The sequence below is a fragment of the Autumnicola edwardsiae genome (genome assembly GCF_031846505.1).
Lineage (GTDB): Bacteria > Bacteroidota > Bacteroidia > Flavobacteriales > Flavobacteriaceae > Autumnicola > Autumnicola edwardsiae.
Window position 1 is genome coordinate 36,986 of sequence record NZ_JAVRHP010000018.1, and the last position, 11,849, is coordinate 48,834.

The 11,849-nt window shown below is 38.8% G+C and carries 8 protein-coding genes; 3 read left to right on the forward strand and 5 right to left on the reverse strand.

From position 1 onward, the window contains the following. The first annotated feature begins 76 nt into the window (after positions 1-76). From RM529_RS05430 to RM529_RS05440, 3 genes are read left to right on the forward strand one after another with little or no spacing between them, the layout of a single operon-like run. Positions 77-916 (forward strand): 1,4-dihydroxy-2-naphthoyl-CoA synthase, encoded by an 840-nt coding sequence (locus RM529_RS05430; protein ID WP_311483736.1) that lies wholly within the window; start codon positions 77-79, stop codon positions 914-916. Continuing rightward, positions 904-1,449 (forward strand): PH domain-containing protein, encoded by a 546-nt coding sequence (locus tag RM529_RS05435; protein ID WP_311483737.1) that lies wholly within the window; start codon positions 904-906, stop codon positions 1,447-1,449. The genes RM529_RS05430 and RM529_RS05435 overlap by 13 nt, the downstream gene beginning before the upstream one ends. Next, on the forward strand, positions 1,427-2,935 hold the full coding sequence (locus tag RM529_RS05440; RefSeq protein ID WP_311483738.1) for a PH domain-containing protein: 1,509 nt from the start codon (positions 1,427-1,429) through the stop codon (positions 2,933-2,935). The genes RM529_RS05435 and RM529_RS05440 overlap by 23 nt, the downstream gene beginning before the upstream one ends. A gap of 214 nt (positions 2,936-3,149) precedes the next feature. Here RM529_RS05440 and RM529_RS05445 read toward each other — a convergent pair whose 3' ends face one another. The 5 genes from RM529_RS05445 to RM529_RS05465 all read right to left on the reverse strand — a co-directional run. After that, positions 3,150-4,037 carry an alpha/beta fold hydrolase gene (locus RM529_RS05445; protein WP_311483739.1) on the reverse strand — a complete coding sequence of 296 codons (888 nt, stop codon included), beginning with the start codon at positions 4,035-4,037 and terminating at the stop codon, positions 3,150-3,152. A gap of 408 nt (positions 4,038-4,445) precedes the next feature. Continuing rightward, complete coding sequence (locus tag RM529_RS05450; RefSeq protein ID WP_311483740.1) at positions 4,446-6,848, reverse strand: alpha-ketoacid dehydrogenase subunit alpha/beta; 2,403 nt, start codon at positions 6,846-6,848, stop codon at positions 4,446-4,448. Positions 6,849-7,037: 189 nt separating this feature from the next. Continuing rightward, positions 7,038-9,848, reverse strand: a complete 2,811-nt coding sequence (locus tag RM529_RS05455; RefSeq protein WP_311483741.1) for a gluzincin family metallopeptidase — start codon at positions 9,846-9,848, stop codon at positions 7,038-7,040. A 77-nt stretch (positions 9,849-9,925) separates the two neighbouring features. Next, complete coding sequence (locus RM529_RS05460; protein WP_311483742.1) at positions 9,926-10,615, reverse strand: LOG family protein; 690 nt, start codon at positions 10,613-10,615, stop codon at positions 9,926-9,928. Positions 10,616-10,631: 16 nt separating this feature from the next. Beyond that, positions 10,632-11,849, reverse strand: a 1,218-nt coding sequence (locus RM529_RS05465; RefSeq protein WP_311483743.1) for an excinuclease ABC subunit UvrA, incomplete at its 5' end; no start/stop codon positions are given.

Here is an 11,849-nt window from a genome sequence, read left to right on the forward strand (position 1 = left end):
AGGAAAAGCAGCTCTTCAAGGTTTCTTCTTTCTGATGTGGGTTTAAAACTTTATTTTTACTTCAAAATAGATAACAATGGCTAAAATTGAATGGAAAACAGCTAAAGAATACGAAGATATAACCTATAAAAAGAGTAATGGTGTGGCGCGGATCGCTTTTAATCGTCCTAACGTGCGTAATGCTTTTCGGCCAAAAACCACCAGTGAACTTTACGATGCTTTTTACGATGCACAGGAAGATATTTCAATTGGAGTAGTCTTACTTTCTGCTGAAGGGCCTTCAACAAAAGATGGTGTCTATTCATTTTGTAGTGGTGGCGATCAAAAAGCGCGTGGCCACCAGGGCTATGTTGGTGAAGACGGGATGCACAGGCTTAATATTCTTGAGGTACAGCGTCTTATCCGTTTTATGCCAAAGGCTGTAATTGCGGTGGTTCCCGGTTGGGCAGTTGGCGGCGGGCACAGTCTGCACGTGGTTTGCGATCTTACGCTGGCCAGTAAAGAGCACGCGATCTTTAAACAAACAGATGCCGATGTGACCAGTTTTGACGGCGGATATGGATCTGCATACCTGGCGAAAATGGTAGGGCAGAAGAAGGCGCGCGAAATCTTTTTCCTCGGAAGAAATTATTCGGCGCAGGAAGCTTTTGAAATGGGAATGGTGAATGCTGTTATTCCGCATGAAGAGTTGGAAGATACCGCGTATGAGTGGGCGCAAGAAATATTGGAAAAATCCCCAACTTCCATAAAAATGCTGAAATTTGCAATGAACCTCACCGACGACGGAATGGTTGGACAGCAGGTTTTTGCCGGAGAGGCTACCCGATTGGCGTATATGACCGATGAAGCCAAAGAAGGAAGAAATGCTTTTTTGGAAAAACGCAAACCAAATTTTGAGAAAAAATGGCTTCCGTAGCGCCGCAAGGTGACTTCGAGAACAAGCGTATAGCCATAGCTATGTTGCCGCGCTATCAGGAGGTAGAGCTTAACGGTGTTTCTAAAAAACTTCTGATCAAAAACCTGGTTCAGACTAGTATCTTGTTTTTGGTAATCCTGCTCTTTTGCGGCTACGTATTTTACTATACTGAAGAAAATTTTCTAATCACCATTGTTGCGATAGCTGCATTTGTGCTCTTCTCTTTCCTTTGTTTTAATGCCTGGAAAATGCAGAAGATTTATGGCTACGCCCTTAGAGAACGGGACATTATCTACAGAAAAGGATTTTTGGTGACTAAAACCACGGTCATCTCTTTTAACCGAATTCAGCATGTTTCTATTTCCCGGGGAGTGCTAGACAAAATGTTGGGAATTGCTACTTTAAGCATCTTTACGGCAGGCGGAAGTGGCAGCGATATTAGCATTCCCGCTCTGGAGCCGGAACTGGCCCAGACTTTAAAGGAGGCGCTGGTAATTAAGATTTCAGAAGATGGAGACGCGAGCATTCAGTAATCCGCAACGACAGTCCGTAACAGGAGTTTTACTCATTTTCGCCGGAAATTTATATAAAATTTTCCGCATCTTCTGGGCAGTTGTGCTTTATTTTGTAATTCAGCAATCCAATTCTATTTCCATTATTTATGCCTTAATCCCGGCTGTTGTGGTGGCTTTAGCTGTGGCCCACAGCTATCTTAGTTACAGGAACTTCAAATTTCATATAGATTATAAGAAGGAGGAGTTTGTACTGACCAAGGGTGTGTTTTCCACAAATTTTATTGCCATTCCGTTTGATAAGATTCAGCAGGTAAATACGGAAAGGGGTATCCTGGAGAGGCTTATTGGCGTTTATAGCCTGGTAATTGACACCGCAGGAAGTGATGAAAAGGAAATCAAAATCCATGCTATAGAAAAGGAGAAGGCAGAAGAACTTTCGGCTATAATCCTTTCGAAAAAGGAAGAGCAGGAAAATAGGGTAGCTACTTTAGATTCAGAAAACGAACCGAAAGCTGAAAATGCAAAATGGACCTATAAACTAGGTATTGGAAGGTTGCTGAAAATTGGAATCAGTTCTAATTTTCTCCGTGGCTTCGGGTTAATAATTGCCTTTTTCAGCACGTTGTATAACGAATTCAGTCGGTTATTTTTTGAGAGGAAAGAATTGCTTTTGGAAGAAGCAGATAAGATTCCACTGCCACTGGAGTCCTTTTTCCTTTTTGGGATCCTGGCTATTCTGCTGCTGCTTTTAAGCGTTTTTATTACAGTAGCCGAAGTATTTATTAAATATTTTAATTTGAAGTTGGTACAGACTTCAGAACGTTTGCACCTGGAAATGGGCCTTAGAACAAACACCAAAGTTTCTTTGCAGCCGCGACGGGTACAAATTGTTAGCATTATAACCAATCCTTTGCAAAGGTGGCTGAATATTTATGAGGCGAAAATCAAGCTGGCCGGGAGCCGTGAGAAAAACACGAAGAGCAAAATTAGTATTCCCGGCCTTGAGGAGGAGTCGGCTAATAGGATCAAATCATTTTTGTATGGTAAACCAGAGGAAGAAGAAAGAGCTGTATTTGAACCCGATATTGTTGATTTTTTCAGGAGGGTTAATTTTGGGCTTATTCCGTTAGTGATCAGTTATGTAATTCCTTTTTCTATTGAAGAGGTTAGCGTTTCAGATTGGATCATTTTCGCTGTTTTTTATCTTTTTTCTATACTTTTTTACCATTTCCGGATGTATAAATCAATGAAACTGTCTATTTCTGATGATTTCATCGTTAAATCTTACGGAGTCTGGAATTTGGTAGAGCAAACCACAGAAATTTACAAATTACAGTCGGTTAGTATTAAAAGGCCAATCTGGTATAAAAAGAGAGGCCTTGTAAATGTCAGTTTTCATACTGCAGGAGGCGATATGAGCTTTAGAGCGGTAGATGAAGAAATTCTGAAGTATATAAATTATAGCCTCTACAAAATTGAAACTTCGCAGAAGGCGTGGATGTGATGAAGAGTAAAAAGTTAAGGAGTTAAAAAGTTAAACAGTGAAGAATTCAAGAAACAAGAAAACAAGAGAAAAGACCGCTGCGCTGCAAGAAGAGAGAATTTTAAAAGTTTAAGATCGAAAATTGCCATTTTAATAGCATCGCCTGAAAGTCGTGAGAAGTGAGCCATGTGCAGTGAGCAGAAAAGTCTCACGGAGATTTTTTCTATTGAAACCTCTAATACGCTGTTTTAGCTAATTCGTCTATTTTGGTTGCGATTTGTTCCCATACTTCCTCCTGAAGGAAATGTTTTGAGGGGAGCAACGTCATTTCCTTAAGATCTGCCATTTTTGCAATCTCTTTACCATAGCGCTCATAGGTTAGCCCTGGATCTTCTTCTCCCCAGATAGCCTGAATAGGGTAGGGCACATTTTGTACGGCTTGTAAGCAGGTTTTACGAAATTCAGGTGAATCTGGAAAGTTTCGCATTATTTTCAGGAATGCTTTTCCGTTGTCTTCTCTTTTTAAAAGATCTACGTAGGCTTTTATTTCTTCCGCAGGAATTTTATCTGCATGTAAAACTCCAAGTTTAGAAAACATAATGGGCCATGTTTGCCGGGTCATCATTTTTAACTCAGCTTCTCCCAGAACTTTCTTTTCGAAAGGGCGCATAGGAAGCGGCTTTTTAAAGTTTACCACGTCTACCCAAGAATTTAATATGGTAAGTGAAAGGATATTTTCCAGCTGACGGGCGGCAAGGGCGAATCCAACAGGACCACCAATATCGTGCACGACCAGGTGAAATTTTTGAATATCCAGAGCTTTAATCGCTTTGGCAAGAAATTCAGCGAAACTTTGAAAAGTATAATCAAAATTTTCAGGTCGGGATGAAAGTCCGAGACCGGGAAGATCTATAGAAATCCCCCTATAATTTTTACTAGCCAGGGAGCGCAGCACTTTTCGGTACAAGAAAGAAGAAGTGGGAACACCATGGATGCAAAGAACAACCTCACCATTTCCATAGTCCAGCGCAAAGGTCTTTTGTCCTTCAACTTCAAAATATTTTCCGGACTGCTCGTGGTTGTGAATGATATTCTCTATTTTACTGTTTGTGTTCTCTTTCATGCTATATTTTTAGTAGTGTATTTCAGAATTCGCAGAAGATATGTTCGTCAATTTAAATCTACCACACTTCTCTTCAGGATTCAAATAGTAAACTATAATTATTGGTTAATTCTTCCTCTTACCAAGGCATTTTATATTGGACGGGCGACTGAGTAAAAAAGGCTGGTGAGTATAAAAGAAGAGGAGGTTCAAGAAAGGCAATTTTCGATCTTCTGAAGATTTATTCCCTAACTCTTCTGTAAAACGAGATAGTGTATACTTCCGAATAAATTTTTTTCATATTCCTGAAAAATAGAAAAGCCACAAAAACATATAAGATTTGTATGTTTCGTGGCTTTTTTATTCGATAATCAAGATTTTAATGCTTCTTGAGCTTGACCTGAAGCAGTTGACTTGAAATTTAAAGATTTACCTCAATCTTGGAAATTTTTTAGGATTAAGTTCATGCATTATAGCATATACCTTTTCGAAAATATCATCTGAAGATGGTTTAGAAAAATAATCACCATCTGTTGCGTAAGCGGGACGGTGTTCTTTGGCAGTAAGTGTTTGTGGTTTACTGTCCAGAAACCTGTAGGCGTCCTGTTCTTCTAAGACTTTTTGCATAATATATGCTGAAGCACCCCCGGGTACATCCTCGTCTATTACTAACAGTCTGTTGGTTTTTTCAACACTTTTTAGGATATCGTGGTCCAGATCGAACGGAAGAAGTGACTGTACATCTATTATTTCGACATCTATTCCTACATCTTGTAGTTCACCTGCGGTTTGTTCAACAATTCTAAGCGTGGAACCGTAAGAGACAATAGTAAGATCTTTTCCTTTTTTAACAGTTTCGGTTACACCAATAGGTGTTTTAATTTTTCCCAGGTTGTTTGGTAACTTTTCTTTTAACCGGTATCCGTTAAGACATTCTATAACCAGTGCGGGTGTATTTATATCCAGCAAGGTATTGTAAAATCCGGCTGCTTTGGTCATGTTTCTCGGCACGAGTATATACATACCACGAAGCAGGTGAATTAAGCCTCCCAATTGGGAGCCACTATGCCATATTCCTTCCAGACGATGCCCTCTTGTCCTTACGATTAAAGGTGCTCTTTGTTTTCCCTTAGTGCGATAAAGCAAGGTAGAAAGATCATCGCTCATGGTTTGAAGAGCGTACATCACATAATCCAGGTATTGAATTTCTGCTATTGGTCTGAGTCCTCTTAGTGCCATACCTATTCCCTGTCCTAAAATAGTGGCTTCGCGTATACCAACATCTGCAACGCGCAGTTCACCATATTTTGCCTGCAGGCCTTCTAATCCCTGGTTTACATCTCCAATTTCCCCGGCATCTTCTCCAAAAATCAAGGTCTCAGGGCGGGAATCGAAAATAGCATCAAAATTATCCCTCAAAATTATTCTGGCGTCAACTTCTGTTGCGGCTGCATCGTATTGCGGCTCTACAAGTTGAGTTTTGGAGTCGTTTTCTTCATAGAGGTAACTATTATATTCTTCCTGGCTTTGTAAGGAAAATTTTTCAATCCAGTCACGTAATTCATCCTTTTCGGCAGTTTCTTCACCAATAAGACAACGAAGCGTTCGTCTGGCGGAAGACATAATATCTTTCTTTATCGATTCTCTGTTAGCCGCCAGTTTATCTTTAATTTCAGCTATAGTCGTTTTATCCGGATTACTTTTAGCAATTTTAGTAAGAAGTTTTACAAGTTCTTTATGATCTTTGCGAACAGGGGCAAGAGCACTTAACCAAGCTTCTCTTTTTCCTTCTCTTACCTTGCGTTTAATCTTCTTATCGATCTCGTCCAACTCTTCAGCAGTAGAAAACTGATTCTCTAAAATCCATTCCCTAAACTTCACGTTACAATCATATTCTTTCTCCCAATTAAGGCGCTCTTCTGTTTTATAACGTTCGTGAGAGCCTGAAGTAGAGTGTCCTTGTGGCTGAGTAAGTTCTATAACATGAATTAATACGGGGCAATGTTCTATTCTGGCAATTTTCGATGCTTTTTCGTAGGCTTCGACCAGGGCAACATAATCCCAACCTTTAACAACAATTATCTCGTATCCATTATTTTCCTGATCACGCTGCAATCCTTTTAAGATTTCAGAAATACTTTCTTTAGTGGTCTGGTGCCTGGCATGAACAGAAATACCATATTCATCGTCCCAAACACTCGTCACCATTGGTACCTGTAAAACCCCGGCAGCATTTATCGTTTCCCAGAAATGTCCTTCACTGGTACTTGCATTGCCTATTGTTCCCCAGGCAACTTCATTCCCTTTATCTGAAAATTTTTCGGAAGGAATACCTTCAACATTTCTGTAGATCTTGGATGCCTGAGCAAGACCCAACAAACGTGGCATTTGTCCTGCCGTTGGAGAAATATCTGAACTGGAATTTTTTTGCTGAATGAGATTTTTCCAGCTACCATCTTTGTTTAAGCTATGTGTGGTAAAGTGTCCTCCCATTTGTCTTCCCGCAGACATGGGCTCGTTTTCTATATCAGTGTCGGCATAAAGACCTGCAAAAAACTCATGAATGGAGAGTTCATTAATAGCCATCATAAAAGTTTGATCGCGGTAATATCCAGATCTAAAATCACCGTTTTTAAAGGCTTTGGCCATCGCCAGTTGAGGTAACTCCTTACCGTCTCCAAAAATCCCGAATTTAGCTTTTCCCGTGAGGACTTCGCGTCTCCCTAAGATACTACATTCGCGGCTGGTAGCGGCAATTTTATAGTCTTCCAGGACTTGAGCCTTAAAGTCTTCAAATGAGATAGAATTTTTTAATCGTGTTTCGCTCTGCATGAACTTATTTTTGGATCCTCACAAATATAATGAAAAGTATCATTGTATACAATTCATTATTTTTCAATTTTATTGAATATTCTTTAGTTAAAGAAGCTAAATGATAATTTTAAATAAATTAACAGGAAATTAAGAGCCTGAATACTGAGAATTATAAAATGAGAATTATAAAGGAATGGAGATAGTTATTTAATACCACCTTCTCGTGAATATTCCCAAAAGCGTATTGATGTCCAGGGAAACGATAAACCGGATCTTTTCATCGTAATGAGGTTGGGCTATTTCCCATCCAAGGTTGGAATAAACGGGAAAAAACAATTCAAAATAGTCGGTTACCAGGTTTATCCTCACTCCTGTATCATATAAAAAGGCCGGAGTTTCATACTGGTTTTTTATCATCCCAATATCACCATAGACATAGATCCAGTTCCAAATGTTTGTGCTTGCATTTAGTGTAGTGATCCACTGGTTGGCAAACTCGGGCTCTAGCTGGGATTTAAATCCACCTTCGGCCGGGATTATTTGCTGGCTGAATAGCCCGGATCCCTGGCTTCTTCCGTAGTAATTATAATCGAAGAGGTAATCTGAAGGGCGATCCAGCGCAAAGCTAAAATAATCATTGTCCCGATTATCATTATAAAGAAATGTTCCTGCAAAAAGACGGAGATTTACCTGTCGGTTATTTTTGAATAACTTCCTGTATTCAAGGCTTAGGGAAATTTTACTGAATTTCTCTGCGACCTGATAATCAAAAGAACCTCTATAATAGTTGACTACATTAGGGTTACTGTAAGTGTAGTTAACGTTAAATACATTATAATTAGGTTGCTCAGCAGGATTTACCGGATCAAGATCCCGCTGTACATTTATATTTCTAATCGTTAAAAATTGCCTCTCGTTACTTCGCAGGTATTTATTGCGGTAGGAGAACGTAAGAAAAGGGGAGAATTTTTCGTAGAACAGATCATACCCATAGGAAAAACGTGTACCGCTAATACCGTATCTTACAGCGTAAAGTTCTGAATTTTCGTATTGGTGCGCATTAGAAATGGAAGCTGAACCCACAATGGTTTTACTGTTGAAGCCGAACTTGGGTGAAATTGTAAAGTTGAAATTTCTATTTAAAAAAGTGTTATTATAAAGTTTTGGACCAATGGAAATCCCGTCGTAAAGATTATAATCGAATTCCGGCATAAAAAATAACTGGTTATATCTTGGATCTTCCACATCCTGAAGCAAACGGAATTGTAGAGGCCTATCGAATAATGTAGTAACACCTTTATAATTATTACGCTGGTTGATCTCTGGAATCTTTTGTTCATAATTTAAGGCCACGCGCTCTACATCCTTTCGGGGTATGGTCACATCCTTTAATTTATCGACTTCTTCAACCCATGTCTTTGAGACAACTCTACCATCATTGATCCCATAAACAGAAACCGGCACATCATTATCACGTCTATTTCGGACCGTAACCACGAGGGAATCACCCCTTTTCTTCACCTTTTTTATGGAAAAATCAATTTTTTTATTGGTTTGGACGTAATCTTTAAAAAACCAGGAAATATCCTTTGAAGCATTGTTTTGCAGGATTTGCTTAAACTTTTCCTGTGAAGTGGGCTGGAGTCTGTATTTACTGTAAAATTGAGAAATAGATTCTTTTACAGCATCTGATTCAAGATACTCTTCCATGTATTTGAGACCAACTCCTGCCTTATAAGAATTAGCTATATTTTTGTTGAACTTAACCAAAGAATCCTGACTGGTGGCAAGTGGTTGGTCAAAGTTTAAACGGGCAGAATTCATGTACATCAATTGATACTGATCGTTAAATTCTAAATCGGCGGCATGAAACCAGCGTATGCCAATAATGTCGCTTAAATTACCAATAAGTCTCATTTTTGGATAAAAATTGTCCACATAATCCATCATAAGCGAAACCAAAATGGCATCGTTTACCCATTGGTCTGTTCGCGGATTTAGTAAAAGCGTATTCTTTAAGTAATTATTGGTGATGGTCTTAAATTGCTTAATATCGTACTGAAATCCATCAGGAAATGGCCTAATAAAGCCGGGCAATTGATTTAGTCCATAAAGAGGACTATTAAGGTAGTCTTCCTGGGTTACAAAAATATGATTGTGGGGGTATGTTCCCAATCGTTCCTCCAGAAATTCAAGAATACGGTTAAGGATAATCTCCTTTATTTCTGTTTGCAGATTATCATCTTTAAGATTGGTGATTATCTCATGGGAATGGGCATAAATATTTTCAAATAAATAAGTTTGTGTGAGATAGAGTTTGGATTCAATCCTGTCGTTGCCTATTAACCTAATACTCTTTCTCCCGTTCTCGTTAGAAATGTTCAGCATATTGAGTGCTGAAGCAGCGTAATAATCTGTGGGTATATTTAAAACAACATCTATGTTTGCTGGAGGCGTGTAATCCAAATCTAAATTTTGATGGCTGTAGATTTTCCAGCTTTCATCGTAAACAGCAGGGGTAATGTACCAATATCTAAGCTTGTAATTTCCCTCACCGTCTTTGCCATACCGGGTAAATTTATCCTGAGGTACCTTAATTGCGTAATCTAGGGTTATGGTTATTTTTTCTCCCGGAGCAAGAGGTTCCAAAAAAGGTAATTTAATAATGTCCACCCGGTTAATAAGCCTTTCCCACTTTAGTGGAACCATGTTCTCACCGGTTATGGATTTAATTACCGTCCCTCCACGTTCCTCGTCGCCGGCAAAGTGGAATCTCCTCACAAACTCTTCAGAAAATCTTTTTCCGAGATAGCTGCTTTTACTGCTAAAGGCATTCATCCAGTCGTTAAGATAGATCTCATCAAGAGGTTCTTCGCTTTGATTCTCATATTCAATCACCTGCTGAATATAAATAGAATCTACCTCTTTATCCAGACTAGCTTCAATAGAAATAGCGTGTTGTCCAAAGCTTACGGAAGTTAAGGCAAGTAAAAGAATTGAGAAGAGAAAATGCTTCAAAGGGTTATAGAAAATTTAGATAAGGACATTCGGGCTAATATACTCAAAGTTTATTTAGGTGATCCTGTAGATAATAACTAGAAATTAGGACTCAAATTGTATTCATCATAAAATTTATCCAAGGCTTCAATCACTTCATCTTCAGTATCCACAACCTGTACGAGATCAATATCAGCAGCACTTATATTTTGAAAACTATCACATAGTGTAGTTTGGATCCAATCTACGAGTCCGCTCCAGAAATCCCTGCCAACAAGAATAATGGGAAATTTATCGATCTTATGGGTTTGGATAAGGGTAATTGCCTCAAAAAGTTCATCTAATGTTCCAAAACCTCCAGGCATTACTACAAATCCCTGTGAATACTTAACGAACATTACCTTTCTCACAAAGAAATAATCGAAATCCAGGCTCTTGTCATTGTCTATGTATGGATTGTCATGCTGCTCAAAAGGAAGATCAATATTTAAGCCCACAGAAGTTCCACCACCAAGATGAGCACCCTTATTTCCTGCTTCCATTATTCCGGGTCCACCCCCGGTAATTACACCATACCCGTGATCTACTATTTTTTTTGCAATACTTTCAGCTAATTTGTAATATTTTTGATCTGGTTTTGTTCGTGCTGAACCAAAAATGGAGACGCAGGGACCAATCTGGCTTAATTTTTCATATCCATTTACAAATTCTCCCATTATTTTAAAAATAGCCCAGGAGTCATTGGTTTTTATTTCATTCCAGGCTTTATTTCCCTGTTTTGCTCTCATACTTACTATATTTTTTTTAATTCAATTCCTTTTTAAGGAACTTGGCGGTATAACTTGTTTTATGTTTTGCTACTTCTTCAGGACTTCCCGTGACGACTACTTTTCCTCCGTTCTTACCACCTTCGTATCCTATATCAATGATATGATCTGCCATTTTAATTACGTCCATATTATGTTCAATAATTAAAACAGTGTTTCCTTTATTGGCGAGCCGGTTAAGTACATCCATGAGCACACGAATATCTTCAAAATGTAATCCTGTTGTGGGTTCGTCCAGAATATAAAAAGTATTACCTGTGTCTCTTTTGGAGAGTTCTGTTGCTAATTTTATCCGCTGGGCTTCACCTCCAGATAAAGTGGTACTTTGCTGCCCAAGGGTTATATAGCCCAAACCAACATCTTTAATAGTCTTTAGTTTCCGGTAAATTTTTGGAATAGGTTCAAAAAACTGAGTGGCTTCATTTATGGTCATTTCCAGAACATCAGATATAGATTTTCCTTTATACCTGATTTCTAGTGTTTCCCGATTAAAGCGTTTGCCCTGGCACGTCTCGCATTCTACATACACATCAGGAAGAAAGTTCATTTCTATAACCCTTAGTCCTCCGCCTTTACAGGTTTCACATCTACCTCCTTTTACGTTAAAGCTGAAGCGTCCCGGCTTATAGCCTCTTATCTGTGCTTCAGGAGTTTTAGTGAATAAACTTCTTATTTCAGAAAAAACACCGGTATAGGTAGCAGGATTGGATCGCGGCGTCCTGCCGATGGGGGACTGGTTTATATCTATCACTTTATCAATATGTTCCAATCCTTTTATACTTTTATAAGGCTTTGGAACTTTTACGCCATTAAAGTAATGGGCGTTCATAATTGGATATAAGGTCTCGTTAATTAAAGTAGATTTTCCGCTACCTGATACACCGGTTACGGCTATCATTTTACCTAAGGGAATAGTTATGGAAACATTTTTTAAATTATTTCCCGTTGCTCCCTTTAAGGCAATAGTTTTTCCATTTCCCTCTCTGCGTTTTTTAGGTATTTCTATTTGTTTTGTCCCGTTAAGGTAAGAAGCTGTTAAAGTCGTATGTTTCCGGATTTCTGAAGGAGTTCCTTCGCTAATTATTTCACCTCCGTGTTTTCCGGCAAAAGGGCCGATATCAATAACATGATCTGCTCTCTCGATCATATCTTTGTCATGTTCCACAACAATAACGGTGTTCCCAAGATCCCGAAG

Excerpts from the sequence above, each read along its gene's own strand:
- RM529_RS05430 (WP_311483736.1), top strand. The coding sequence starts at position 77 with ATGGCTAAAATTGAATGGAAAACAGCTAAAGAATACGAAGATATAACC.
- RM529_RS05435 (WP_311483737.1), top strand. The coding sequence starts at position 904 with ATGGCTTCCGTAGCGCCGCAAGGTGACTTCGAGAACAAGCGTATAGCC.
- RM529_RS05440 (WP_311483738.1), top strand. The coding sequence starts at position 1,427 with ATGGAGACGCGAGCATTCAGTAATCCGCAACGACAGTCCGTAACAGGA.
- RM529_RS05445 (WP_311483739.1), bottom strand. The coding sequence starts at position 4,037 with ATGAAAGAGAACACAAACAGTAAAATAGAGAATATCATTCACAACCAC.
- RM529_RS05450 (WP_311483740.1), bottom strand. The coding sequence starts at position 6,848 with ATGCAGAGCGAAACACGATTAAAAAATTCTATCTCATTTGAAGACTTT.
- RM529_RS05460 (WP_311483742.1), bottom strand. The coding sequence starts at position 10,615 with ATGAGAGCAAAACAGGGAAATAAAGCCTGGAATGAAATAAAAACCAAT.